This window comes from Brotaphodocola sp. (assembly GCF_983179755.1).
The window spans coordinates 1-26,371 of sequence record NZ_CFAHBC010000008.1 but is presented as its reverse complement, the minus strand read 5'-3'; the positions used below and the strand labels follow the sequence as shown (position 1 = coordinate 26,371).

Annotated in this window: 20 protein-coding genes; 19 read left to right on the top strand and 1 reads right to left on the bottom strand. The window is 47.7% G+C overall.

Features of this window, described 5'->3' with window-relative positions; translation table 11 throughout:
* Nucleotides 1-76 precede the first annotated feature (76 nt).
* From AC4EVX_RS05010 to argH, 12 genes are all read left to right on the top strand, one after another.
* Nucleotides 77-844 carry a FadR/GntR family transcriptional regulator gene (locus AC4EVX_RS05010; RefSeq protein ID WP_490159703.1) on the top strand — a complete coding sequence of 256 codons (768 nt, stop codon included), beginning with the start codon at nucleotides 77-79 and terminating at the stop codon, nucleotides 842-844.
* Nucleotides 845-1,092: 248 nt separating this feature from the next.
* On the top strand, nucleotides 1,093-2,880 hold the full coding sequence (gene ilvD, locus AC4EVX_RS05005) for a dihydroxy-acid dehydratase (protein WP_490159702.1): 1,788 nt from the start codon (nucleotides 1,093-1,095) through the stop codon (nucleotides 2,878-2,880).
* 319 nt (nucleotides 2,881-3,199) lie between these two features.
* Complete coding sequence (locus tag AC4EVX_RS05000) at nucleotides 3,200-3,937, top strand: hypothetical protein (RefSeq protein ID WP_490159701.1); 738 nt, start codon at nucleotides 3,200-3,202, stop codon at nucleotides 3,935-3,937.
* 121 nt (nucleotides 3,938-4,058) lie between these two features.
* Nucleotides 4,059-4,871, top strand: a complete 813-nt coding sequence (locus AC4EVX_RS04995; protein WP_490159700.1) for a histidinol-phosphatase — start codon at nucleotides 4,059-4,061, stop codon at nucleotides 4,869-4,871.
* A gap of 805 nt (nucleotides 4,872-5,676) precedes the next feature.
* Complete coding sequence (gene aspS / locus AC4EVX_RS04990; protein ID WP_177978306.1) at nucleotides 5,677-7,008, top strand: aspartate--tRNA(Asn) ligase; 1,332 nt, start codon at nucleotides 5,677-5,679, stop codon at nucleotides 7,006-7,008.
* A 139-nt stretch (nucleotides 7,009-7,147) separates the two neighbouring features.
* Entirely contained in the window at nucleotides 7,148-7,441 is a 294-nt protein-coding gene (gene gatC / locus AC4EVX_RS04985) for an Asp-tRNA(Asn)/Glu-tRNA(Gln) amidotransferase subunit GatC (protein ID WP_177978307.1), read from the top strand.
* Nucleotides 7,442-7,467: 26 nt separating this feature from the next.
* Nucleotides 7,468-8,943, top strand: a complete 1,476-nt coding sequence (gatA, locus tag AC4EVX_RS04980; RefSeq protein WP_177978308.1) for an Asp-tRNA(Asn)/Glu-tRNA(Gln) amidotransferase subunit GatA — start codon at nucleotides 7,468-7,470, stop codon at nucleotides 8,941-8,943.
* A 1-nt stretch (nucleotide 8,944) separates the two neighbouring features.
* Nucleotides 8,945-10,381 carry an Asp-tRNA(Asn)/Glu-tRNA(Gln) amidotransferase subunit GatB gene (gene gatB / locus AC4EVX_RS04975; protein WP_177978309.1) on the top strand — a complete coding sequence of 479 codons (1,437 nt, stop codon included), beginning with the start codon at nucleotides 8,945-8,947 and terminating at the stop codon, nucleotides 10,379-10,381.
* Nucleotides 10,382-10,616: 235 nt separating this feature from the next.
* Nucleotides 10,617-11,951: an aspartate aminotransferase type Ic gene (locus AC4EVX_RS04970; protein ID WP_177978310.1), complete on the top strand. Its 1,335-nt coding sequence runs from the start codon at nucleotides 10,617-10,619 to the stop codon at nucleotides 11,949-11,951.
* Between the two features lie 322 nt (nucleotides 11,952-12,273).
* Nucleotides 12,274-12,687, top strand: coding sequence for a GtrA family protein (locus tag AC4EVX_RS04965; protein WP_177978311.1), 414 nt, complete (start codon nucleotides 12,274-12,276; stop codon nucleotides 12,685-12,687).
* A gap of 46 nt (nucleotides 12,688-12,733) precedes the next feature.
* Nucleotides 12,734-15,553, top strand: coding sequence for a YfhO family protein (locus AC4EVX_RS04960; RefSeq protein WP_490159699.1), 2,820 nt, complete (start codon nucleotides 12,734-12,736; stop codon nucleotides 15,551-15,553).
* A gap of 79 nt (nucleotides 15,554-15,632) precedes the next feature.
* Nucleotides 15,633-17,009, top strand: coding sequence for an argininosuccinate lyase (gene argH / locus AC4EVX_RS04955; RefSeq protein WP_490159698.1), 1,377 nt, complete (start codon nucleotides 15,633-15,635; stop codon nucleotides 17,007-17,009).
* Between the two features lie 447 nt (nucleotides 17,010-17,456).
* Here argH and AC4EVX_RS04950 read toward each other — a convergent pair whose 3' ends face one another.
* Nucleotides 17,457-18,215 carry a 3D domain-containing protein gene (locus tag AC4EVX_RS04950; RefSeq protein ID WP_408612093.1) on the bottom strand — a complete coding sequence of 253 codons (759 nt, stop codon included), beginning with the start codon at nucleotides 18,213-18,215 and terminating at the stop codon, nucleotides 17,457-17,459.
* 559 nt (nucleotides 18,216-18,774) lie between these two features.
* On the opposite strand from AC4EVX_RS04950, the gene hrcA reads away from it, so the two are divergent.
* The 7 genes from hrcA to AC4EVX_RS04915 all read left to right on the top strand — a co-directional run.
* Nucleotides 18,775-19,818, top strand: a complete 1,044-nt coding sequence (hrcA, locus tag AC4EVX_RS04945; RefSeq protein WP_177978314.1) for a heat-inducible transcriptional repressor HrcA — start codon at nucleotides 18,775-18,777, stop codon at nucleotides 19,816-19,818.
* A 6-nt stretch (nucleotides 19,819-19,824) separates the two neighbouring features.
* Nucleotides 19,825-20,424 (top strand): nucleotide exchange factor GrpE, encoded by a 600-nt coding sequence (grpE, locus tag AC4EVX_RS04940; RefSeq protein ID WP_177978315.1) that lies wholly within the window; start codon nucleotides 19,825-19,827, stop codon nucleotides 20,422-20,424.
* 114 nt (nucleotides 20,425-20,538) lie between these two features.
* The gene (gene dnaK / locus AC4EVX_RS04935; RefSeq protein ID WP_177978316.1) at nucleotides 20,539-22,419 is read left to right on the top strand and encodes a molecular chaperone DnaK; all 1,881 of its coding nucleotides are present in this window, start codon (nucleotides 20,539-20,541) and stop codon (nucleotides 22,417-22,419) included.
* 251 nt (nucleotides 22,420-22,670) lie between these two features.
* Nucleotides 22,671-23,825, top strand: coding sequence for a molecular chaperone DnaJ (dnaJ, locus tag AC4EVX_RS04930; RefSeq protein WP_490159697.1), 1,155 nt, complete (start codon nucleotides 22,671-22,673; stop codon nucleotides 23,823-23,825).
* 480 nt (nucleotides 23,826-24,305) lie between these two features.
* On the top strand, nucleotides 24,306-24,533 hold the full coding sequence (locus AC4EVX_RS04925) for a hypothetical protein (protein ID WP_490159696.1): 228 nt from the start codon (nucleotides 24,306-24,308) through the stop codon (nucleotides 24,531-24,533).
* A gap of 88 nt (nucleotides 24,534-24,621) precedes the next feature.
* A complete protein-coding gene (rsxC, locus tag AC4EVX_RS04920) occupies nucleotides 24,622-25,965 on the top strand; it encodes an electron transport complex subunit RsxC (RefSeq protein ID WP_177978318.1) in 1,344 nt (447 codons plus the stop codon).
* A partial coding sequence (locus AC4EVX_RS04915) for an RnfABCDGE type electron transport complex subunit D (protein ID WP_490159695.1) occupies nucleotides 25,962-26,371 on the top strand: 410 nt, incomplete at its 3' end. The genes rsxC and AC4EVX_RS04915, both read left to right, overlap by 4 nt.

The following is a 26,371-nucleotide window of genomic DNA, read 5'->3' as shown; positions in this document are numbered from 1 at the left end:
GATTTTCTGAAGTGAAAAATTTATATTACAGCCATATGAGGAATGATGAAACGAAAGGATTTGAAGGGATTTATTTATGAAATCAGAGAAAATAGAATCAAATACGGAAAATGCGAAATCAAGGGCATCAAAATCAGTAAAATCAAAGTTGAAGAACAGCCATTTAGCAGAGCAGGTTCAGCAACAGATTTATGAATATATTTTGGAAAAACCGTTTGCGATCGGGGAGAAAATTCCGAATGAGTTTGAGTTGGCAGAAAAATTTGGGGTCGGGAGAAGTACGGTGCGCGAGGCGGTAAAATTGCTGATCTCAAGAGGGATTCTCTCGGTGCGTCAGGGATCGGGAACCTATGTGACGAGCACGACACCGGCAGATCAGGACCCGCTTGGACTCGGCGGAGAGAAGGACAAGATGGCGCTGGCGCTTGATCTGGCGGAGGCGCGCTTGATTTTAGAACCCGGAATTGCGGAGCAGGCCGCCATCCATGCAACGAAAGAGCAGATTGAGGCACTTCAAAAAATCTGTGAGAGTGTGGAAAAGAAAATCCGTGCGGGGGAGGATTATATCGAGGAGGATATTGCATTTCACCGCTGTGTCGCAGAGTGTTCCGGAAACCGCGTGATTCGCCAGCTCGTTCCGATCATCGATTCGGCGGTGCTGATGTTTGTGGATGTGACGCACCAGCAGTTGAAGGAGGAGACGATTTTGACGCATCAGGCGGTTGTGGATGCGATTGCACTGCATGATCCGGTCGGGGCGAGGAGTGCGATGGTGATGCATATGACATTTAACCGGAGAATGATCCAGAAGAGCATGCAGAAAGAGCAGTCGTCTAATGACTGACAGAGACTGATGAGTTAGGGCATCTAGGCGAGAATCCTCGGCTATTCAATAACTGAGTCGTTCACAGGGAGATAAATCGGAGTGAGAGTGCAGAAATTGTGGTCAAAAAAATGATAAAATGACAGAAAAATACATCTGACGTATTGAAAAAAAGATTCCAGTATGATACGATAAAAGCATCAAAACATCTGATGAATTATTAAGAAAATCATCAATAACAGCGATGCAAATGTATGGAGGAGGATCATATGGAACTGTATAGTCAGACAATTCGGAAACTGGCACCGGAAAATGACCCGTTGAAAATTGGAATGGGATGGACGAGGGAGGATCTCTCGAAACCGCAGATTCTTGTGGAGAGCACGTTTGGAGACAGCCATCCGGGAAGTGCCCATCTCAACCAGTTTGTAGAGCAGGCAGTCAGTGGTGTGAAGGATGCAGACGGAAAGGCAGCGCGCTATTACGCAACAGATATCTGTGATGGAATTTCTCAGGGACATGACGGAATCAATTATTCTCTGGCAAGCCGTGATATGATTGCGAACATGGTTGAGATTCATGGAAATTCGATCGGATTTGACGGAGGAGTGTTTATTGCAAGCTGTGATAAGTCGATGCCGGCAATGCTGATGGGAATCGGAAAACTCAAGGAGATGAGTGCGATTGTTGTGACCGGAGGCGTGATGGAGGCACACAAAATTACTCCTAAATATGTCGAGAATGATCCGGCTTGCGCAATCAATGAACTCTTGACGCTTGAGCAGATCGGAAAGTTTGATGCGCAGGAAAAGCGCGGGGAGATTCCGGTCGAACAGCTTGATTACTACAAGGAGAATGCCTGCCCGAGCTGTGGTGCCTGCTCCTTTATGGGAACGGCATCGACGATGCAGGTTATGGCGGAGGCTCTTGGTCTGATGCTTCCGGGAACGGCTCTGATGCCGGCAACAGCTCCGGAACTGCGCCAGGCATCTTATGATGCGGGAAAACAGCTGATGAATCTTGTCCGCCAGGGAATTCGTGCGAAAGACATTGTGACGAAGGAGAGCTTTGAGAATGCGATCATGGTTCACGCAGCGATTTCCGGTTCCACGAATGCGACGATGCACATTCCGGCAATCGCACACGAATTTGGTATTGAGATCGATGCGGATACGTTTGACCGGATGCACCGAGGAGCGCATTATCTCTTAAATATCCGTCCGTCCGGAGACTGGCCGGCACAGTATTTTTACTATGCGGGAGGTGTTCCGCGCGTGATGGAGGAGATTCGCGGAATGCTTCATCTCGATGTGATGACAGTAACTGGAAAGACGCTCGGAGAAAATCTGGACGATTTGAAAAAGAACGGATTCTATGAGCACTGTGAGGAAATTCTGAGAGAGAAGAGCAAGGAACTTGGGCGTGAGATTTCCCGAACCGAGATCATCCACAATTTCGATGATGCAAAGGGAACCGATGGAAGCATTGCGATTCTGCGCGGAAATCTTGCACCGGAGGGATGTGTGATCAAACATACGGCCTGCCCGAAAGAGATGTTTCAGGCAGTTTTGCGCGCGCGACCGTTTGACAGTGAGGAGGCGTGCATTGATGCCGTTCTCAAAAAGCAGGTAGAGCCGGGAGATGCAATCTTTATTCGATATGAAGGACCGAAGGGAAGCGGAATGCCGGAGATGTTTTATACCGGAGAGGCGATCTGCTCGGATCCGGAGCTTGCATCGAGCGTGGCACTGATTACGGATGGGCGTTTCTCGGGTGCATCGAGAGGTCCGGTTATCGGGCATGTAAGCCCGGAGGCGGCAAGTGGCGGACCGATTGCGCTTGTGGAGGAGAATGATTTGATTCATATTGATGTTCCGGCGCGTGTCCTTGAGATTATCGGAGTGAATGGAAAAGAGCTTCCGCCGGAGGAGATTACGGCAATTCTTGAGGAGAGAAAGAAGGCGTGGAAGCCGAAAGCACCGCGTTATCAGAACGGAATTTTGAAGCTGTATTCCCAGCATGCCGTGTCACCGATGAAGGGTGGATATATGGAGTAGGTTTGCATTGACTTTTTCGTCTGCGTCGCCCGCTGGTGTAACTTAGAAGAGCAATGATTCTGACTGGAATATGTCAGCAGAGCCGACTAAAATTATAAATCATCTTCTACATAAATTTGTAAGAGAAATGTTTTGTTTTTTCAATAGTATTTCTTCGGGCTTTTTGATATACTGCGAGTACAGAGCATAGAAAATAATGTTTATAAAAAATGTGAGCTGTACAATGTATGAAAGGTGTCAAAAAATAAAAGAGCAATTTAGAACTTGAAACATACAAATTAAAGTTGCAGTTGAAAGTGAGAATAGACGGAGGAATTCTATGAAAAAAAATAAGATGAAATTAATGGCAATTGGGTGTGCATTGACGTTTGCAGTGGCAGTAACGGGATGTTCCAAACAGTCTTCAACAAAGGAAAACGCGGTAGTTGAGACGGAATCAAAGACGAGTGAAGTGACTGTAAATGAAGCTGTGAAGCCGGAGCACGCATCGGGAACAACGGCAATGGCACCTTCCGAGGTTTCTGGAACTTCTGAGTCAGAGGGTGATGTTTCTGAGGAGAATTTCTGCATTTCCGGTCCGGTTCTGAGTGTGGAGAACGGACAGATCACGATGGACAATCAGTCAGGAAATTCTTATGCGGGAGAGGTTGTTTTGACGGTCAGCTCAGATACGACTACGATTGTGGACGGAGAGCAGGGACTTCCGATGGACCTGTCAGAGATCAAGGTGGGCGATACGATTTATGCCTATATCGGACCGGCTATGACGATGAGCCTGCCACCGCAGACAAATGCAGAATTTATTGTCTGCAAGGTTCCTGCTGATGCAAAGGCACCGGAGTATGTGAAGGTAAAGTCCATGGAAGAGAACAAGGATGAGAGCTGGACACTTGTGAGTGATGCAGGAACGACGTACCAGATTGCAGCGTATTGTCCGATTCAGCCTTATCTGACGAGACAGATCGTGAAGCTGATTGATGTGGTGGACGGAAGCCGTGTGCTGATCTGGAGCGATGCGCAGAATCAGGCACAGAAGCTGATTCTGTTCAACGAATAAAAAGTTTGCAAAATTAAAAAATAAGTTTTATTGTAAAGGGTGTCTGCGAATGAAGACACCCTTTGCGGTATCAAAAATTAAAAACAACAGAGAATTACACGAAATATGTGGGGGAAAGAGAATGAAACTTCTGGCTGATTATCATACACATACAACTTATTGTGACGGAAAGAGTACGCCGAGAGAGATGATTGAGTCGGCGTGTCGGATGGGATTTACGGATCTCGGATTTTCGGGTCATGCAGATTTTTCGTTTGCAGAACCTGGGTTTGGAATGTCGGAGGAGAAACTGAATGCTTATCTGAATGAGATTCGGAAACTTCGAGAGGAATATGCAGATCGGATACGGATTTATGCGGGGATAGAGCTTGATTGCCTTGGCCCTGTGCAGAAAGCGGAGTATGCGATTGGTTCTACGCATTGTGTCTGCAAAAACGGAGTTTATGTGTCTGTGGATGACACGGAAGAGAAGCTCGTCGATGCGGTAAGAACACTTTGGAATGGCGACTGGTATGCATTTGTCCGGGATTATTTTGAGCTGGAAGCAACGATTATTGACAGAATGGATTGCGACTGGATCGGACATTTTGATTTGTTGACAAAGTTCAATGAAAATAATCGCCATTTTGATGTGACAAGAGATGAGTATCGAGAACCGGCACTTGTCGCACTGCGCCGACTCAATGAGGCAGAGATTCCGTTTGAGATCAACACCGGAGCAATTTCGCGTGGTTATCGCACAGAACCCTACCCGTCTGCTTTTTTGCTCAGGGAACTGAAAAGCATGGGCGGGCGAATTATGATCAGCTCGGACAGCCATCATGCAGATACGATTGGCTTTGCATTTGACCAGGCACTGAGACTTGCAGTGGAGTGTGGATTTGATCGAATCACAGTGCTCAGACCGGAAGGGTTCCGGGAAGTGGAAATATAGTTATGATTTGTATGTTTGATGAACGGCAATAAGATATAGCTCAGAGTGTATGGTATCAATTGCGGTAGGAAGAAACGATTCATAAATCATCATCCCCTGCGTCCATCGAAAGTCCAACTGTTTTATCTACGCTATTTATGATAATTATTTTGTATTACTTTTTTGTCCTTATTTTTTATGCGGAAATCTTCAGAAAAATCAGGTTTTCTCATTTGTTTTTCTGTATTCAGAATATGATTCCAGATTGTCGTATGTGCAGAAAATCATCCCAATTCAAGTCAATATCAACAGAAACCGTGCTCCCGAAAAGCAGGATGTTTGTGAAAATTAGGTATTGCAAACGAAAAAAGCATGTGCTAATATAATACCAATTTAGTGCGGCAAAGCACCAAAACGGCTGAGAAGGAGACTCTTGCCAGAAGGACTTCGACAGGAAGACGGCGTCACCGACTGAGAGCGCGGTCATGTTGGACTTGGCGAAAGGGAACACTCCGGAGCTGGTATTCTGAAAGAATTTCCAGACAGTTCAGATGGATATTGATCATTCTGATCCTATTTTGGAAATTGCGTAGGGGTATCCGTCAGACATACGTTACATGTCGAGAGAGGAGCGCCGGTTTTTGCACTGGATCGGCCTCAATGCGGGTGGTACCGCGGAACATGAGAATAATGTCCCGTCCCGGAATATGCAGCGATATTCCGGGACGGGTTTTTTGTTATCCAATATTAAAAAACTATGTCTGACCCGGTTCCGGAGATCGCGATTTAGAATCCCAAAACGCATACAGGTAAGGAGAAAAGAGACATGGAATTTTTAACAGGAGTAAAAGAAAAAGAGGTTGTGGGCATCCAGGAGATTCTGGATCAGGATTATGTGGGAAAGACCGTTTGCATGAACGGAGCCGTCCACAATGTCCGGGATATGGGAGAGGTCGCTTTCGTGATTCTGCGAAAGGCAGAGGGTCTCGTTCAGTGCGTATTTGAAGAGGGAAAGACCGAGTTCAATTTAAAAGAACTCAAAGAGGAGTCAGCGGTTGAGGTCACCGGCGTAGTTGCTCTTGAGGAGCGTGCTCCGCACGGTTTTGAGATTCGTTTGCAGACAATCCGCGTGCTCTCCGAGCCGGCAGAGGGAATGCCGATCGCAATCAACAAGTGGAAGATGAACACTTCCCTTGAGACGAAGTTGGGTCTTCGCCCGATTTCTTTGAGAAACGTCAGAGAGCGTGCAAAATTCAAGGTTCAGGAAGGAATTGTCCGTGGTTTCCGCGAGTTCCTCTCCTCTCAGGGATTCACCGAGGTGCACACCCCGAAGATCGTTTCCCGCGGAGCAGAGGGTGGAGCAAACGTCTTCAAACTGAACTACTTCAACAAGAAAGCAGAGCTTGGACAGAGCCCGCAGTTCTACAAACAGATGATGGTTGGTGTATTTGACCGCGTCTTCGAGGTTGCTCCGGTATTTCGTGCCGAGAAGCACAACACCACCCGTCATTTGAATGAGTATATCGGACTTGACTTTGAGATGGGATATATCGACAGCTTCGAGGACGTGATGGCGATGGAAACCGGTTTCCTCAAGTACACGATGGAGCTTCTGAACAGGGAGTACAAGAAAGAACTCGATATGCTCGGAATTCAGCTCGAAAATATCGAAAAGATCCCGCAGGTTCGTTTCGATAAGGCAAAAGAGCTTGTCGCTGAGAAGTACAACAGAAAGATCCGCAACCCATTTGATCTTGAGCCGGAGGAAGAGGTTCTGATCGGTCGTTACTTTAAGGAGGAGTACAACAGCGATTTCGTCTTTGTCACCCACTATCCGAGTAAGAAGCGTCCGTTCTATGCGATGGATGATCCGGCAGATCCGCGTTTCACCCTGAGTTTTGACCTTCTGTACAAAGGACTTGAGATCACGACCGGCGGACAGAGAATCCATGACTACAACATGATTCTTGAGAAGATGGCAAAGCGTGGAATGGACCCGGAGGACATCAAGGATTACCTGATGATCTTCAAGTATGGAATGCCACCGCACGGTGGTCTGGGAATCGGTCTTGAGCGTCTGACGATGCGTCTGTTAGACGAGCAGAACGTCCGCGAGACTTCTCTCTTCCCGCGTGATGTGACGAGACTGGAGCCGTAAGCATCTGAAAAACAGAAATGTAAAAAGTGTAAATACAAAGAATGTAAATACGAAGAACGAAGAGCACAGGTGCAAGAAGCACAGATGCAAAGAGCGTGAACGTGAAAACGGAAATTGGAACGTGAAAGGAGAGAGAACGATGGCAAATATCATCAGTGACGAGACGATTGAGTACGTTGGTATTCTGGCAAAATTAGAGCTTTCTGAGACCGAAAAAGAGGAAGCAAAGAAAGATATGGGAAGAATGCTTGACTATATTGACAAGCTGAATGAGCTGGATACGAGCGGAGTAGAGCCGATGTCCCATGTATTTCCGGTCAACAACGTGTTCCGTGAGGACGTTGTGACAAACGGTGATGATCACGAGGCGATCCTGAAGAACGCACCGGAGAAGAAGGACGGCGCATTCAAGGTGCCGAAGACCGTAGAATAAGAAGAGAAGGACAGGAGGAAAACGCGGTGAGTATACTGGATTTAACTGCCGTTGAGCTCGGCAAAAAGATTAAAGCGGGCGAGGTAACCGCTGTGACTGCCACGAAGGCTGTTCTTGAGCAGATCAAGGCATTGGAGCCGTCCTTAAACTGTTATGTGACGGTCGATGAGGAGGGCGCACTCAAGCAGGCAGAGGAGGTGCAGAAAAAGATTGAGGATGGAGTCTTGACCGGACCGCTTGCAGGTGTACCGGTTGCAATCAAGGACAATATGTGCACGAAGGATCTGCTGACCACTTGCAGTTCCAGGATTCTTGGAAACTTTGTTCCGACCTACTCTGCTGAGGCAGTTTTGAACTTACAGAAGGCGGGCGCAATCATCCTTGGAAAGACGAACATGGATGAGTTTGCAATGGGAAGCACAACTGAGACTTCCGCATACGGTGAGACGAAAAACCCGTGGAACACCGAGCACGTTCCGGGAGGTTCTTCCGGCGGTTCCTGTGCAGCAGTTTCTGCAAATGAGTGCTTTTTCGCACTTGGCTCAGATACTGGCGGTTCGATTCGTCAGCCGAGTTCATTCTGTGGAGTGACCGGAATCAAGCCGACTTACGGAACGGTTTCCCGATATGGTCTGATCGCTTACGGTTCTTCTCTTGACCAGATCGGACCGGTTGCAAAGGATGTGACCGACTGTGCAACAATTCTTGAAGTGATTGCTTCCCACGACCTGAAGGACAGCACTTCGGTAAAGCGTGAGGACTGCGATTTCACTTCCGCTCTTGTCGATGATGTGAAGGGAATGAGAATCGGAATTCCGAAAGATTACCTCGGAGAGGGTCTTGACCCGGAGGTAAAGGAAGCGATTCTGAATTCCGCAAAAGTTCTCGAGGCAAAGGGTGCAATCGTCGAGGAGTTTGACTTGAGTCTTGTCGAGTATGCGATCCCGGCATATTATGTCATTGCATCCGCGGAGGCAAGCTCGAACCTCTCCCGTTTTGACGGTGTGAAGTACGGCTACCGCACGAAAGAGTACGAAGGTCTTCATAATATGTACAAAAAGACCCGTTCGGAAGGATTTGGGGCAGAAGTGAAGCGTCGTATCATGCTCGGTTCGTTCGTTCTCTCAAGCGGTTATTACGATGCATATTATCTGAAGGCACTGCGCACAAAGGCACTGATCAAGCAGGCATTTGACAAGGCGTTTGAGAAGTACGATGTGATCCTCGGACCGGCAGCTCCGACGACGGCACCGAAGCTCGGAGAGTCTCTGAGTGATCCGCTTCAGATGTACCTCGGAGATATCTACACGATCTCTGTAAATCTTGCAGGTCTCCCGGGAATGACCGTTCCGTGCGGAAAAGATTCCAAGGGACTTCCGATCGGACTTCAGCTGATCGGTGATTGCTTCAAGGAGAAAAATATCATCCGCGCAGGTTACGCATTTGAGTGCAGTCGCGGTGGATACGAGGCGCCAGAACTGGCAGAACGGGAGGAGAGATAAGATGAGCAAACAGTATGAGACGGTCATCGGTCTTGAGGTTCATGTAGAGCTGGCGACCAAAACCAAAATTTTCTGCGGTTGTTCCACGGCGTTTGGCGGTGCGCCGAATACCCACACCTGTCCGGTCTGCACCGGTATGCCGGGTTCCCTGCCGGTCTTAAACAAGCAGGTTGTTGAGTATGCACTTGCAGTTGGTCTTGCGACGAACTGTGGAATCAATCAGTATTGCAAGTTTGACCGAAAGAACTATTTCTACCCGGATAATCCGCAGAACTATCAGATTTCCCAGCTCTATCTTCCGATCTGTCACGATGGCTGGGTCGAGATCGAGACGGCTGGCGGAAAAAAGAAAATCGGCATTCATGAGATCCACATGGAGGAGGATGCCGGAAAGCTGATCCATGATGAGTGGGAGGATTGCTCTCTCGTCGATTATAACAGAAGCGGAGTCCCGCTGATCGAGATCGTTTCTGAGCCGGATATGAGAAGTGCGGACGAGGTCATTGCGTACCTCGAGAAACTTCGCCTGATCATTCAGTATCTCGGAGCATCCGATTGCAAACTGCAGGAGGGTTCCATGCGTGCCGATGTCAACCTCTCTGTCCGCGAGGTCGGGGCACCGGAATTCGGAACGAGAACCGAGATGAAGAACTTGAACTCCTTCAAGGCGATCGCTCATGCGATTGAGGGAGAGCGGGAGCGCCAGATCGAGATTCTTGAGGATGGCGGAAAAGTTGTTCAGGAGACCCGTCGTTGGGACGACAACAAGGAATCCTCCCGTGCGATGCGTTCCAAGGAGGATGCACAGGATTACCGTTACTTCCCGGACCCGGATCTGACACCGGTTATCATCAGCGACGAGTGGCTTGAGCGTGTGCGCAACGCCCAGCCGGAGCTTCGCACCGAGAAACTTGCGCGCTATCAGGAAGAATTTTGTATTCCGCAGTACGATGCCGAGATCCTGACGGCTTCCAAGCATATGGCAGATGTCTTTGAAGAGACCGTGAAACTTTCCGGAAAGCCGAAGGAAGTTTCAAACTGGCTGATGACGGAGGCAATGCGTCTGTTAAAGGAGCAGGAGAAGGATGCCGAGCAGATGAAATTCTCTCCGGCACATCTCGCAAAACTGATTGAGCTTGTGGACAAGAATGTCGTAAACCGCACAGTTGCAAGAAATGTCTTTGAGGCAGTCTTTAACGAGGATGTCGATCCGGAAGTTTATGTCGAGGAACACGGACTCAAGGTTGTCAACGATGAGGGCGCTCTGAAAAAGACGATCGAGGAACTCCTTGAGAAGAATCCGCAGTCTGTCGCAGATTTCAAGGCAGGAAAAGAGAAGGCGATGGGCTTCATCGTCGGTCAGACGATGCGTGCGATGAAGGGCAAGGCAGATCCTGCTGTCGTTAATGCACTTGTGCGTGAGCTGATGAGCAGGTAGAGTAAGAGTAGCATAGTAGCAGAGTGTGGAAGACAAAAACGGAATGTGCAAAAAGAATGATCCGATGATAAAAACGCATAACGTCAAAAGAAAAGGTGAAAATTTCGTTAAATTTTGTACAAATGCGAGATTGTCAGTCATTAGAGTTTCATGTAAAATGAAATAGAAAGCAATAGAGGCGAGGGTGCCGGATCTCATCTGGCATCCCGGCCCGCCAGATGAGGAGGACGAGAAGATGCAGTCATACGCAGAGATGAGCAAGGAAGAATTACAGGCACTCAGAAAAAAACTTTCTGCCCAGTACAAGGAATTCCAGGGAAAAGACTTAAAGCTTGATATGTCCCGCGGTAAGCCAAGCGCAGAACAGCTTGACCTTTCCATGGAGATGATGAATGTGCTTAACAGCGATTCAGATCTGACCTGTGAGGATGGAACCGACTGCCGTAACTACGGCGTTCTTACCGGCATCAAGGAGGTAAAGGAACTGATTGGTGATATGATGGAGGTATCTCCGGACAATATCATTATCTATGGAAACTCCAGCCTGAATGTCATGTTTGATACCGTATCCCGTTCGATGACACACGGCGTAATGGGCTGTACTCCGTGGTGCAAGCTCGACAAAGTAAAATTCCTCTGCCCGGTTCCGGGTTATGATCGCCATTTCGGAATCACCGAGTATTTCGGAATTGAGATGATCAACGTTCCGATGAACGAGGATGGTCCGGATATGGATATGGTTGAGAAACTTGTGTCCACCGATGAGAGCATCAAGGGAATCTGGTGTGTGCCGAAGTACTCCAACCCGACCGGAAACAGCTACTCTGATGAGACAGTTCGCCGTTTTGCCCGCCTGAAACCGGCAGCTCCGGATTTCCGTATTTACTGGGATAATGCATACGGCATCCATCATCTGTATGACCATGATCAGGATCATCTGATTGAGATTCTGGCAGAGTGTAAGCGCGCCGGGAATCCGGATCTGGTATACAAGTTCTCGTCCACCTCAAAGATCAGCTTCCCGGGTTCCGGTATTGCAGCAATCGCAACCTCCCGCAACAACCTGGAGGACATTCTGAAGCAGTTAAAGTATCAGACGATCGGTCATGACAAGGTAAACCAGCTTCGTCATGTACGTTTCTTCAAGGATATTCACGGAATGGTAGAGCATATGCGTCGCCATGCTGACATTCTGCGCCCGAAGTTCGAGGCAGTTACGAGCATTCTCGACAGAGAGTTGAGCGGTCTTGGAATCGGAAGCTGGACGACCCCGAAGGGCGGATATTTCATCTCCTTCGATACGCTTGATGGTTGTGCAAAGGACGTTGTTGCAAAGTGTAAGAAGGCAGGTCTTGTGATGACCGGTGCCGGTGCGACCTATCCATATGGAAAGGATCCGCATGACTGCAACATCCGTATCGCTCCGTCCTACCCACCGCTGGGAGATCTGATCCTGGCTATGGAGCTGTTTGCACTCTGTGTAAAGATTGTCAGCATTGACAAATTGCTTGCAGACAAGGAGAAGGTTGAAAAGACAGTAGCTCCGGCAGAGAGCAAGGCAGAAGCATAAAAAGAAGCAAAAAAGAAGTATAAAAGAAAAAAGGTTACGGAAATAAGACAGTGACAGAAGAGAAGCCCCCATAGAACAGAAGAGAAATCGCATTGTTCTGTGAGGGCTCCTCTTTATTATAAGAAAACAGGTAACTATTCATCATACCTTTACATTTTTTGCTCCCTGTCCTATAATGACTCTATATGCGCGCCCGAGGAAAAATGAACCTCGCAGGCGGGTATATGGACATATCGACCTATCATCAGAGATTTGAGAAAATAACGTTGATAAGTCAAGCAAACAAATGAATGAATAAAAACGTGGAGCAGGGAGAAAAAGAATGGCAGAACGTTTATGGAAGAAGTTTGTGAACCGGGAGACGGTTTCCTATCTGATCTTCGGCGTGCTGACAACCCTGACGGACTGGATCAGTTACTGGATTATGAGACGGGCAGGGGTGGATTACCGGTTGGCGACAGTCGGTTCCTGGGCGATGGCAGTGCTGTTTGCCTTTATCACAAATAAGTTGTTTGTGTTTAACAGCTGGGATCTTCACCCGAGACAGGTGTGGAAAGAATTTTCTTCTTTTGTGATCTGTCGAATGGCAACCGGCTTGTTCACGCTGGTCGCGATGATCGTCATGGTCAGTGGTTTGAAGATTTCACAGGATTTTATTTGTAAGATTGCAGTGTCGGTGATTTCTCTGGTTTTAAATTATGTGCTGAGCAAACTCTTTATATTTAATAAGAAATAATTAAAAAGGGAATAACACGACTGCGAATACATCAGGGGATTGATTTATGCAAAATGAGACAAAAAAAGACCGTCATCCGGTCTGGCGGGACGGTTGGGAGATGAGTGAGAGTAGTTTAACTGCGAGAATTCGCGCACACCGTCAGGAAGAGGAGACAAAGAAGGGGGAACGGGCGCTGATTGAGGATCTTGAGAATGATCTAGAGGAACAGGATCGAGAGGATTACAATCGAAGATGCAATCCGATATTACAAAGATCGCCACAAGGACAGTTACAGGATGAATATGAGGGATATGAATATGAATCAGAAGTATTTCCGAATCTGAAAATGGTCAGCCCCCAATATGCGCTGTTGATGTCTTTTCTCATTCCGGTGATTGTCATGGTGCTGATTTTTATCCAGAGAGGAATTTTTCCGTTTGGAGAAGAATCATTTCTCAGGACGGATATGTATCACCAATATGCCCCGTTCTTCTCGGAATTTCGCTATAAGCTGACGCACGGTGGAAGTCTGCTGTACAGCTGGGATGTCGGAATGGGAGTCAATTTTGCGGCACTTTTTGCCTACTATCTGGCAAGTCCGCTAAACTGGCTGATTCTTCTCTGTCCGGCAAAGTATGTGATTGAATTTATGACGATCTCGATTGTCGTAAAAATCGGACTCTGCGGTTGGAGCATGGCCTATTATCTGAGACATCACTGCAAGACGCAGGATTTTGGAATCGTATTTTTCGGCATTTTTTATGCATTGTCAGGATATATGGCGGCGTACAGCTGGAATATCATGTGGCTCGACTGTATCGTGATCTTCCCATTGATTATGCTGGCGCTTGAGCATCTGGTCAAAGAGGGAAAGGGAATGGCATACTGCCTTCTTCTTGGATTTTCGATCCTTTCCAATTATTATATCTCGATCATGACCTGCATGTTCCTCGTCTTCTATATGATTGCGCTTTTGATTCTGGAGCAGGAGATGACACTTGAAAAATTTGTCGGACGCCTGTTTCAGTTTGCGGGTTATTCGCTTTTGGCGGGAGGTCTGTCGGCGGTTGTGCTTTTGCCGGAGATTTTTGCCTTGCAGTCAACGGCATCGGGAAGTTCGACGTTTCCACAGACCTTCACGCAGTATTTTTCGATCTTTGATATGCTTGCGCGCCATATTGGAAATGTCGAGACGGAGATCGGGCTGGATCACTGGCCAAACATTTATTGCGGAGTCGCTGTGATCATGCTGTTTTTCCTTTATCTGGGATGTCGGCAGATCCGCCCGAAGGAAAAAGTGGTATCCTGTGTACTTTTGCTTTTTTTCCTTGCGAGCTTCTCGATCAATGTGCTGAACTATATCTGGCATGGATTTCACTATCCGAACAGTCTACCGTGTCGCCAGTCTTACATCTATATCTGGCTTGTGCTTCTGATCTGTTATGAGGCTTATATTCATCTGGCGCAGACACCGTGGAAACAGGTTGTGCGAGCATTTGGATATGCGGTTGCGTTTGTGCTGATGGCTCAAAAACTGCTTGAGAACAATGAGCAGTTTCACTTTGTGGTTTTCTACGTCGCGATTCTGTTTCTGGCGCTTTACCTTGCGGGAATTGCGTGGTATAAGAAAAAACCGAGATGGCGCTGTATCATCCTGTTTTATACGCTTGCGGTTGTGACGATCGAGGCATCTGTCAATACGGCAGTCACAAGTGTGACGACGACGAGCCGGACTGAGTACACGAGGGATAACTCGGCAGTGGAAAATCTTGTCTCAACCGTTCAGCCGAATGAGACGTTTTTCCGCATAAAGAAGGATAAGGGAAAGACGAAAAATGACGGTGCGTGGATGCATTTCCCGTCCGTATCGCTTTTCTCCTCAACAGCGAGTGCAGATCTGTCTAAGTTGTTCAAGAAACTCGGCTGTGAGAGTTCAACAAATGCATACAGCATCACGGGAAGTACTCCGTTAATCGACTCTCTGTTTTCTGTGAAATATGGGCTTTATCCGCAGGAACAGCCGGATTCGGGACTTCAGACGTTTCTTGCACAGGAAAATGAGACCTGGCTGTATGAAAACAAGTATACGCTTCCACGGGGATTCCTTGTGAATCGCGATTTCTTCTTGCGCTGGGAACTCGACAACAGCAAGCCTGCCGATGTCCAGAACAGTCTTGCGGATGCGATCGGAGCCGATCAGGTGCTCGAGATGATGATGGATGTCGCGGATGACGGAGCTTCGATGAGTTTCACCCCGGAACAGAGTGGATTGTATTATGCCTATGTCAGAAATAAAAAGGTGGAAAAAGTTTCCGCAGACACCTGGAATGGAAGCCGGACATTTACAAACACAGATCGCGGGTATCTTCTGGAGCTGGGATGGTGCGTTTCCGGCGAGGAGGTTGTCCTGACAGCGGAGGAGACAAGCGAACCGCTCGATGCGAGTGTCTATCGCTTCTCGGAGCCGGGACTCAGATCGGTATACGACCGGTTGTCTGAACAGCCGTGGACTCTGACAAGCTGGACAGACAGCACGCTTGAGGGAACGATCACCTGCAAGGCTTCAGGTGTGATGATGACGACAATTCCCTATGACAAGGGATGGAAGATTTTTGTGGATGGAGAGGAGCAGACAGCAGAAAAAGTGCTGGATGCCTTCATCGGAGTTGATTTGACTCCGGGTGAACACACGATTTCCATGAAATATTTCCCGGAAGGTCTGATGCCTGGTGCTTGGATTACAGTCGGAAGCATTGTGATTTTGCTGATGATTTTCGGAACGGTGCGTTTATTCCGAAATGCCCGTCTGTATGAGCAAAAGCATGGACAGAACCAACAGAATCAGAGTGATGGGGAAGAAGATCATGAAAATGATATAAAGTAGTAAAGATATAAAACAAAAAACAGAGGAAAAGAAAACAAAATCAAAGAAAAGAAAAACAGAAGAAAAGGAGAACAGCACTATGAAATTATGGGGCGGACGCTTCACAAAAGAGGAAAATCAGCTGGTACACAACTTTAACGAGTCTCTGTCATTTGACCAGAAGTTTTATCATCAGGATATCGAGGGAAGCATTGCCCATGTGACGATGCTGGCAAAGCAGGGTGTTGTTTCTGAGGACGACAAGAAGGCAATCATTGATGGTCTGAAGGGAATTCTTGCAGATCTTGAGTCTGGAAAGCTGGTATTTACGAAGGAGCATGAGGACATTCACTCTTTCGTTGAGGCAAATCTGACGGAGCGCATTGGTGAGGCAGGAAAGCGTCTGCATACCGGACGTAGCCGTAATGATCAGGTTGCACTGGACATGAAGCTCTACTGTCGTGATGAGATCGATGAGATCGATGGTCTGGTAAAGACGCTTCTCGAGGAGCTTTTAAAGATTATGAAGGAGAATCTGGAGACCTGGATGCCGGGATTTACCCATCTTCAGAAGGCACAGCCGGTAACGCTTGCTCATCATATGGGAGCATATTTTGAGATGTTCCGCCGTGACCGCGGTCGTCTGCATGATATTCGCAAGCGTATGAATTACTGCCCGCTCGGTTCTGGAGCACTGGCAGGAACGACGTATCCGCTGGATCGTGAGTACACCGCACAGCTTCTCGGCTTTGATGGTCCGACCTTAAACAGCATGGATTCTGTTTCTGACCGTGACTATGTGATTGAGCTTCTGTCCGCACTCTCTACGATTGCGATGCATCTGAGCCGTTTCTGCGAGGAGATCATCATTTGGAACAGCAATGAGTATCGTTTTGTTGAGATCGACGATGCGTACAGCACCGGAAGCAGTATCATGCCACAGAAGAAGAATCCGGATATCGCAGAGCTGGTTCGCGGAAAGGCTGGTCGTGTATACGGCGCGCTGATGTCGATTCTGACGGTGATGAAGGGAATTCCGTTAGCTTACGATAAGGATATGCAGGAGGATAAGGAGCTGACCTTTGATGCGATTGATACCGTAAAGGGAAGTCTGGCTCTGTTCACCGGAATGATTTCCACGATGACGTTCAACAAGAACCGCATGGAAGACAGCGCAAAGAACGGTTTCACAAATGCGACGGATGCAGCAGATTACCTTGTAAATCATGGTGTTCCGTTCCGTGATGCGCATGGAATTGTAGGTCAGCTGGTTCTGATGTGTATCGAGAAGAACTGTGCACTTGATGATCTGAGCCTTGAGGAGTTCAAGAGCATCAGCCCAGTATTCGAGCAGGATGTCTATGAGGCAATCAGCATGAAGACCTGTGTACAGAAGCGTGTGACGATCGGTGCTCCGGGACCGGATGCGATGAAGCAGGTGATTGAGATTTATGAGAAAGAACTGGCTGAGAAGTAAGATCAAAATTTCTGATAATTTGCATTTTTATTTCCAGATACATGCAGAATACAGGCAGATTATTTAACTGCAAGCATGTTAGATCCTAAGAAATTAAGATTCTAAGGGAATTTTAGCAGATTTTTGGGTGGTTGGGGTGGCTCCGACGGCGGTTAAAGTGCGTGCAAACGTGCTCTCGCTCCGGGTTCGACGTAGCGGTGCATAAGGTCGCAAAGTACGCGACCTAAACACCGACGTCTCACACGGGTTTGCACGCACTTTCCGCGCCTTTCGTCGCCACAGCACGATTAAATCTTGATAAAAGTTATTGCATAGCTTATTTATATAATTTAAGAAGATTTGAGTTTTAGACAAACAGGTATTATAAAAAGCTCTAAGTTTTCAGATTTGTTTTAAATGGTCTGGAAACTCAGAGCTTTTTTGTGTGAAAAAATATTTTTTATAGGATTAATATAAGAGGAAAACTTCCTGCTGTTTGACACCATGAGCCTTGGACTGGGAATGGCTGTCGTAGAAGATATCGATATGCTTTCCGCGAACTCCGCCTCCACGATCTTCAGCTGTGTAAATGACTCCGCCAATCATAACTTTACTTCCGTATGGGATAATGCGTGGGTCAACAGCGATGGTGCGACCAGAGGTTGCGATCGTTCCGGTGCTTGTACGGCGTCCCCAACCCTCGGAACACTGACGGCAAGGACAGTAACCGGTTGTGCGGAAATATCCGAGAGATTTCATTCCCGGTGTTGCAGAGGATGCCTGAATATCAGCAGAGGACTCGCCTGATTCTGCGGTCTCTTCCTCTTTCTCACCTTTTATGTAAGTCTGTGTGTTTGCGAATTCTTCGTCGCCGGACCAACCACGAATCTCATAAGTTCCATCTGGAAGGGTGTTCCAGTCCATTGAGATTCGGAAACCGTGGCGACCATTTCCGATTCCATCCGCTTCCAGATCTTCACGATAGACACCGGCGGTCGGTGTATAATTTCCAACGGTTTCGCCATCTTCTTTTCTTGTAACAGTGATGTGAACAGGCACAGCCGTGTTTGGCGAGGAAGAATCCCAGCCCCATCCGACGATCACGCTTCCGTCCATCTCATCAAAATATCCAGCCTTTTCACTTGCCCATGCCTGTAAAGCAGTTCCAGCAAAAAGGGTAATCATCAAGGTAAGCAGTGCACATATGGATACTCGTTTCAAACTCATCATTCCTTTCTTCGTTGACAAAATTGTTACGTTTTGTTTGTCAAATCTGGTAGGATACAGACCTACTGATTGCATGTAATTATTGCTGAATAATTACATAATAAAATGTAAACAAACAATTCACACATTTTAAATATATGTAACAATTTTGTAATATATGCGCCATGAGTACTTATTTTACATGTTTTTGAGAATTTGTCAAGGGAAAATGTGGAAGAGGGATTTAACAGAGTTTGGTAAAGCAGAGATTTAATGTTTGCTTTTTTATCTTATAGTGATATTAGGGGAGGATTGTAAAGGTAGAAGCGCAAGCGGGTTTTCAGGAATTGGATGCAGTGTGAGGAGCACGTAGATAAGCAGGCAGAAGAAGCGTAATGAAGAAACTTATTTAGGAAAGCATCGGGTAAGCAATAAAGCGTAAAATATTAAAATATATAGGAAGAAAAACTCAAAAATTTTAGAAAACCCCTTGACAAACGAGTGCCATTAAAGTATATTAATCACAGAATGTTAGCACTCCTCAATAACGAGTGCTAATAACGCGGAAGGAGGAAGTCAAATGGAACTGGATGACAGAAAGATTACAATTCTGAAAGCGATCATCAAGACTTACCTGGAGACAGGGGAGCCGGTTGGTTCCAGAACGATTTCCAAGTTCACGGATCTGAAGCTCAGCTCCGCGACGATCCGCAATGAGATGTCTGATCTGGAGGAGATGGGATATATCCTGCAACCTCACACCTCTGCGGGACGGATTCCCTCGGATAAGGGGTACCGCTTCTATGTGGATCAGATCATGCAGGAGAAACAACAGGAAGTAACCGAAGTCAAGGAACTGATGATTCAGCGTGTGGACCGAGTGGAACTCGTTCTGAAACGTCTTGCACAGATGCTGGCGGCGAACACAAACTACGCTGCGATGATCAGCGGACCTCAGTACCATCGCAACAAACTCAAGTTTATTCAGCTCTCCCAGATGGATGAGCACAAACTTCTCGTCGTTGTGGTTGTTGAGGGCAATCTGGTCAAGAACACAATGTTGGATGTGCCGAGCGCGATCAGTCAGGAAGAACTGCTGAATCTGAATATTCTCTTGAACAGCGCACTGAACGGTCTCTCCCTCGAGGAGATCAACCTGGATGTGATCACACGTCTGAAAGAACGGGCTGGCTCGTACAGTCAGATTGTGGATCAGGTGCTGACGCAGGTAGCGATAGCGATCCGGGCGGATGAAGATGATCTTCAGATTTATACGAGCGGTGCGACCAATATTTTTAAATACCCGGAGCTCAGTGACGGAGAGAAAGCAAGTCAGCTGATCAGTACCTTAGAGCAGAAAGATAAGCTCAGAGAGCTGATCGATGACGTGAACGAGTCAGACGAGAATCGGGAGAACGGCATTCAGGTGTACATTGGCAATGAAACCCCGTTGCAGACAATGAAAGATTGCAGTGTGGTGACCGCCAATTACGAGTTGGGTGAGGGAATTCGAGGAACGATCGGAATCATCGGTCCGAAGCGCATGGACTATGAGAGAGTTCTTGGAACCTTAAAGAACCTGATGAAACAGTTGGATGCAACTTTTAAGAATGAAGAAAGGTGAGAAACCATGAGTCAGGACAGCAAGAATGAGAACAAGACCTGCACTCCTGAGTCCGAGACAGCAGAAGCTGTGAGGGACGAGGCAGTTGAGAACGCTCAGGCAGAGGCAAATGCAGAAGCTGAGCAGACTGCGCAGGATGCAGAGGCTGAGAAAGCATCCGGAAAGAAAGATCCGAAGGATGCCAAGATAGAAGAGCTTCAGGACCGTCTCAGAAGACAGATGGCAGAATTTGATAACTTCCGTAAGCGCACGGAAAAAGAGAAATCTGCGATGTATGAGGTTGGAGCGAGAGACATCATTGAAAAGATTCTCCCAGTGCTTGACAACTTCGAGAGAGGTTTGGCAGCTGTGCCGGAGGACGAGAAGGGTTCATCCTTTGCCGAAGGCATAGAAAAGATTTACAAGCAGTTTGTAAAGACTCTGGAGGATGCAGGCGTCGAGGCGATCGAGGCGAAGGGTCAGCAGTTTGATCCGAATCTTCACAACGCCGTGATGCATGTGGAGGACGATCAGTTCGGAGAGAATGAGATCTCCCAGGAACTTCAGAAAGGTTACAAATACCGCGGTACCGTTGTTCGTCACAGCATGGTACAGGTAGCAAACTAATGGCAATGCGTACCTGAAAAATTGATTTGATGCGATTCCGGTTAAAAGGAAATCGGTTTGAATTGGTTTTATCAGGCAGGACATAGACTCTGAATGAAACAGGAGGAAAAATTTATGAGCAAGATTATTGGTATCGACCTTGGTACAACAAACAGCTGTGTAGCTGTTATGGAAGGCGGAAAGCCGGTTGTTATCCCGAACCAGGAAGGTTCCCGTACAACTCCGTCTGTTGTTGCATTTACAAAAACTGGTGAGCGTCTGGTAGGTGAGCCGGCAAAGCGTCAGGCTGTAACAAACGCAGACCGCACGATCGCTTCTATTAAGAGACATATGGGTACTGATTATAAAGTAACCATCGATGGCAAGAGCTACACTCCGCAGGAGATCTCCGCAATGATCCTTCAGAAGCTGAAGGCAGATGCAGAGGCTTATCTGGGCGAGAAGGTAAGCGAGGCAGTTATCACGGTTCCGGCATACTTCAACGACGCACAGCGTCAGGCAACCAAGGATGCAGGTAAGATTGCAGGTCTGGAAGTAAAGCGTATCATCAACGAGCCGACCGCAGCTGCACTGGCTTATGGTCTGGACAACGAGAACGAGCAGAAGATCATGGTATACGACCTTGGTGGTGGTACCTTCGATGTATCCCTGATCGAGATCGGTGATGGCGTCATCGAGGTTCTGGCAACCAACGGTGATACTCATCTGGGTGGTGATGACTTCGATAACCGTATTACTCAGTGGCTGGTTGACGAGTTCAAGAAGGCAGAGGGCGTAGACCTCTCCGGCGATAAGATGGCAATGCAGAGACTGAAGGAAGCAGCTGAGAAGGCAAAGAAGGAGCTGTCCACAGCTACCACGACCAACATCAACCTTCCGTTCATCACTGCAACCGCAGAGGGACCGAAGCATCTGGATATGAACCTGACCAGAGCAAAATTTGACGAGCTGACTCATGACCTGATCGAGCGCACCGCAGTTCCGGTACAGAACGCTCTGAGAGATGCAGGCATGACCACTTCTGATCTGGGCAAGGTACTTCTGGTAGGTGGTTCCACTAGAATGATCGCTGCACAGGATAAGGTAAAGCAGATGACCGGCAGTGAGCCGAGCAAGTCCTTAAACCCGGATGAGTGCGTTGCAATCGGTGCAGCTATCCAGGGTGGTAAGCTCGCTGGCGATGCAGGCGCAGGTGATGTGCTTCTGCTGGATGTTACTCCGCTGTCTCTGTCCATCGAGACCATGGGAGGCATCGCAACCAAGCTGATCGAGCGTAACACCACGATCCCGACCAGAAAGAGCCAGATCTTCTCCACTGCTGCTGATAACCAGACTGCAGTAGACATTCACGTTGTACAGGGTGAGCGTGAATTTGCCCGCGACAACAAGACCCTCGGTCAGTTCCGTCTGGATGGTATCCCGCCGGCAAGAAGAGGTGTTCCGCAGATCGAGGTTACCTTTGATATCGATGCAAACGGTATTGTAAATGTATCCGCAAAGGATCTGGGAACTGGCAAGGAACAGCATATCACGATCACTTCCGGTTCTAACATGTCCGAGTCCGATATCGACAAGGCAGTCAAGGAAGCTGCTGAGTTTGAGGCTCAGGATAAGAAGAAGAAGGAAGGCATCGATGCAAGAAACGATGCAGACGCAATGGTATTCCAGACCGAGAAGGCACTGGAGGAGGTTGGCGACAAGATCTCTGCAAACGACAAGGCAAGCGTTGAGGCTGATCTGAATGCCCTGAAGGATGCAATCAACCGCGCACCGATTGATCAGATGACTGATGCTCAGGTAGAGGATATCAAGGCTGGCAAGGAGAAGCTGATGAAGAGTGCACAGGCTCTGTTTGCTAAGGTTTACGAGGCAAGCCAGGCAGGTGCAGGCGCTCAGGGTGCAGGTCCGGATATGAGCGGTGCAACCGGTGCAAATGCAGGTGATGCAGGAAACAACGGCGATGATGTCATTGACGGCGACTTCAAGGAAGTATAATAAAAACATACGAATCTAATTATGAGCCGGTAGCGCGAGCGTCGACTTGAATTAAAAAAGTAAGATAGAAAATAGGCTGGCGCGTATTTCCGGAGGGTGCCGAGAGGAACTCTTTGGGGTATGCGACAGCCATTTCGTTGCATTGTCTCAATGCTCCGCAGGTATGCGCCGGTAGACCGTCTGGGCTGGGCAATGATCAAAACTTAGGACAGGAATGAGCAGTCAGCGCGAAGAAGAAAGGGAACCTGGTTATGGCAGAGAATAAGAGAGATTATTATGAGGTCTTGGGTGTTTCAAAAGATGCAGACGAGGCCACTCTGAAAAAAGCGTATCGTACGCTTGCCAAGAAGTATCATCCGGATGCCAATCCGGGGGATAAAGAGGCTGAACAGAAATTTAAGGAAGCATCTGAGGCATACAGTGTTCTCAGTGATCCGCAGAAGAGAAAACAGTATGACCAGTTCGGTCATGCCGCATTTGACGGAGGCGCAGGCGGTGGAGCAGGCGGTTTCGGTGGATTCGATTACGGCGACATGGGCGATATTTTCGGGGACATCTTTGGAGATTTCTTCGGCGGTGGCAGAAGCCGTGGAGGAAGCTCCTACAATGGTCCGGCGCGTGGAGCAAATGTGCGCACCGCAGTCCGTATTACCTTCGAGGAAGCTGTTTTTGGATGCGAGAAGGAAGTGGAGATCAATTTCAAAGAGGAGTGCGCAACCTGTCACGGAAGCGGAGCGAAGGCTGGAACATCCCCGGAGACCTGTCCGAAATGTGGTGGTAAGGGAAGAATTCTCTACACCCAGCAGTCGATCTTTGGTCAGGTGCAGAATGTGCAGACCTGTCCGGAGTGCGGTGGTAAGGGTAAGGTCATCAAGGAGAAGTGCCCGGATTGCTATGGTACCGGATACATCACGAAGAAGAAGACGTTCAAGGTTACTATTCCTGCCGGTGTCGACAATGGTCAGTGCGTGCGCTGTGCAGGCGGTGGTGAGCCGGGAACGAATGGTGGAGAGAGAGGCGATCTGCTCGTTGAGATCGTGGTTTCCCAGCATCCGATCTTCAAGCGTCAGGATACAAGCCTGTTCTCAACCGTTCCGATCTCCTTTGCAACGGCAGCACTCGGCGGACCGATCCGCATCAAGACGGTCGACGGCGAGGTTGAGTTTGAGGTGAAGCCGGGAACACAGACCGATACGAAAGTCCGTCTGAAAGGAAAGGGTGTTCCGTCCCTGCGCAATCGCAATCTGCGCGGAGATCACTATGTCACCCTCGTTGTTCAGGTGCCGGATCGCATGACGGAGGCTCAGAAAGAAGCACTTCGCACTTACGATGCGCTGATGCGTGGAGAAGAACCACCGAAGGAGAAGCACAAGAAGGGTCTCTTTGGCAGAAAAGACAAAGACTGATTGCAAGATGCAAGATTATAGAATCAATGCAAGAGCTGTTTGAATCAGTGGGTGTGCGGATGAGACACCCTGATAAAATAAAAAGACAATAAAAAAAGAGGCGTAACTCTCGGATCATAAGTTCCGGAAGTTGCGCTTCTTTTTTGTTTTCTTTTTTTATTATGTATATCAGGGAAGCGCCAGTGACGCTTCCTCTGATTGAAAACAGTCTTGTCTTCGGCCGTGGAAAGGCGTGTGTGTGATGGGGTGTAATGCATTAAGGAATTTCGTAAAAAAATAAATTAAAATACCTAAATGGTTACTGCCTCGCCTCAGCCAAAAACAAAAGCTCTTTTCATCCGTTCATTAGGTTAATGCAGGACGGAGCATTTTTATTGCACAAAATCAAAAAAAAATAAAAAGAAATTTTGAAATCTGCTTACTGATAAAAAAACTGCAATAATTCAATAGATCTATAAGTAAAATTAATAGAACTTTAGCATGGTAAAGAATAATGATATTTTTTTATCATTTATTAACGGGAATTTAACGGAAAAAGCCAAAAAAGAAGAAAAAAATCTGTGGTTCAGAAAAATCGTGCGGGTGAAATGGGGAAAAACCTGTTTGAAATTTAACGAAAATTGGGAGAAAAAACTGCCCAAAACGTTGAATTTACAAGGAAAATCGGTGCTGGTTTTTGTATACAATGTTAAAGATGAAATTGTCTAATTTACGCAAATGTGCTATACTGATACAGATGACAAACGAGATTATTTGTCAATAGAAGTCGAAAATGTATAGAAAGAGGGTAAAGGTAATGGGATTGGCTACATTTAGAGGCGGCGTTCATCCTTTCGAGGGAAAAGAACTGTCTGAGAGCAAGCCGGTTCAGGTCCTGATGCCGAAGGGCGATATGGTATATCCGATGTCCCAGCACATCGGTGCTCCGGCAACGCCACTTGTAAAAAAAGGCGATCAGGTTCTGGTGGGTCAGAAAATCGGCGAAGCCAGTGGATTTATCTCTGCAAATGTAATCTGTTCAGTTTCCGGAACAGTAAAGGCAGTGGAGATGCGCAGAGTTGCCAGTGGTGCGATGGTGAATTCCATCGTGGTAACCAATGACGGAGAGTACAACACGGTAGAGGGTCTGGGAGCAGACCGTGATCCGTCCACACTTTCCAAGCAGGATATTCGCACCATCGTAAAGGAAGCGGGAATTGTAGGTCTGGGCGGTGCAGGCTTCCCGACCAACGTAAAACTTTCTCCGAAGGATGAGAATGCGATCGATTACATTTTGCTTAACGGTGCAGAGTGTGAGCCGTATCTGACTTCCGACTATCGTCTGATGATGGAGGCTCCTGAGCAGGTAATCGGAGGACTGAAAGTCGTTCTTCAGCTGTTTGAGAAGGCAAAAGGTGTGATCGGTATCGAGGACAACAAGCCGGAGGCCATCAAAAAGATGACTGAGCTTGTGAAGGACGAGCCTCGTATTTCCGTATGTCCGTTAAAGACCAAGTATCCGCAGGGTGGTGAGCGTTCCCTGATTTATGCAATCACAGGGCGCAAGGTAAATTCCTCCATGCTCCCGGCAGATGCAGGCTGTATCGTGGACAACGTAGATACGATGCGCGCAATTTATCAGGCAGTCTGCAAGACCACTCCGCTGATGGAGCGTACATTTACCGTGACTGGTGATGCTGTGGCAAACCCGCAGAACTTCCGTGTCAAGATTGGTACGAACATGCAGGAGATCGTTGAGGCAGCTGGCGGATTCAAGACCGAGCCGGAGAAGGTGATTTCCGGTGGTCCTATGATGGGTATGGCAATGTTTACTCTGGATGTTCCGGTCATCAAGACGAACTCTGCTCTGACCTGCTTTACAAAGGATGAGGTCAAGGCAAATCAGGAGACTCCGTGTATCCGTTGCGGTAAGTGCATCAGCGTATGCCCGAGCCATATTGTTCCGGTTATGATGATGGACGCAGCACTCAAGGGTGACTGTGACCGATTCGAGAAAATAAATGGTATGGAGTGTATGGAGTGCGGAAGCTGTACTTTCATTTGTCCTGCCAAGAGACCGCTTACTCAGGCATTTAAGGAAATGAGAAAGACGGTTGCGGCTAACCGCAGAAAGAAAGCGCAGGAGGCGAATAAGAAATGAGTAAATTATTTAATGTGTCTTCGTCCCCGCATGTGCGTAGCAGTGAGACAACCCGTAGCATCATGATGGATGTAGCGATTGCTATGTTACCTGCAACGGCATACGGCGTGTTCCAGTTTGGTCTTCATGCCCTGCTGGTTCTGATTGTAACGATTTTAGCCTGCGTGCTGAGTGAGTATGTCTATGAAAAAGGAATGAAGAAGCCGATCACGATCTCTGATTTCAGTGCAGTCGTAACCGGTATGATTCTTGCGCTGAATATGCCGGCAACGATTCCGCTGTGGATTCCGGCACTTGGCGGTGTATTTGCAATTATCGTTGTAAAACAGCTTTACGGTGGTCTGGGTCAGAACTTCATGAACCCGGCACTGGCAGCAAGATGCTTCCTGCTGATCTCCTTCGCAGG

Bases quoted from the DNA above. Each gene is read 5' to 3' on its own strand.
- dnaK (WP_177978316.1), top strand. From the start codon at position 20,539: ATGAGCAAGATTATTGGTATCGACCTTGGTACAACAAACAGCTGTGTA.
- AC4EVX_RS04970 (WP_177978310.1), top strand. From the start codon at position 10,617: ATGCAGTCATACGCAGAGATGAGCAAGGAAGAATTACAGGCACTCAGA.
- argH (WP_490159698.1), top strand. From the start codon at position 15,633: ATGAAATTATGGGGCGGACGCTTCACAAAAGAGGAAAATCAGCTGGTA.
- AC4EVX_RS04995 (WP_490159700.1), top strand. From the start codon at position 4,059: ATGAAACTTCTGGCTGATTATCATACACATACAACTTATTGTGACGGA.
- AC4EVX_RS05000 (WP_490159701.1), top strand. From the start codon at position 3,200: ATGAAAAAAAATAAGATGAAATTAATGGCAATTGGGTGTGCATTGACG.
- grpE (WP_177978315.1), top strand. From the start codon at position 19,825: ATGAGTCAGGACAGCAAGAATGAGAACAAGACCTGCACTCCTGAGTCC.
- AC4EVX_RS05010 (WP_490159703.1), top strand. From the start codon at position 77: ATGAAATCAGAGAAAATAGAATCAAATACGGAAAATGCGAAATCAAGG.
- AC4EVX_RS04950 (WP_408612093.1), bottom strand. From the start codon at position 18,215: ATGAGTTTGAAACGAGTATCCATATGTGCACTGCTTACCTTGATGATT.
- gatB (WP_177978309.1), top strand. From the start codon at position 8,945: ATGAGCAAACAGTATGAGACGGTCATCGGTCTTGAGGTTCATGTAGAG.
- gatC (WP_177978307.1), top strand. From the start codon at position 7,148: ATGGCAAATATCATCAGTGACGAGACGATTGAGTACGTTGGTATTCTG.
- aspS (WP_177978306.1), top strand. From the start codon at position 5,677: ATGGAATTTTTAACAGGAGTAAAAGAAAAAGAGGTTGTGGGCATCCAG.
- dnaJ (WP_490159697.1), top strand. From the start codon at position 22,671: ATGGCAGAGAATAAGAGAGATTATTATGAGGTCTTGGGTGTTTCAAAA.
- AC4EVX_RS04965 (WP_177978311.1), top strand. From the start codon at position 12,274: ATGGCAGAACGTTTATGGAAGAAGTTTGTGAACCGGGAGACGGTTTCC.
- AC4EVX_RS04925 (WP_490159696.1), top strand. From the start codon at position 24,306: ATGGTAAAGAATAATGATATTTTTTTATCATTTATTAACGGGAATTTA.
- AC4EVX_RS04960 (WP_490159699.1), top strand. From the start codon at position 12,734: ATGCAAAATGAGACAAAAAAAGACCGTCATCCGGTCTGGCGGGACGGT.
- rsxC (WP_177978318.1), top strand. From the start codon at position 24,622: ATGGGATTGGCTACATTTAGAGGCGGCGTTCATCCTTTCGAGGGAAAA.
- hrcA (WP_177978314.1), top strand. From the start codon at position 18,775: ATGGAACTGGATGACAGAAAGATTACAATTCTGAAAGCGATCATCAAG.
- ilvD (WP_490159702.1), top strand. From the start codon at position 1,093: ATGGAACTGTATAGTCAGACAATTCGGAAACTGGCACCGGAAAATGAC.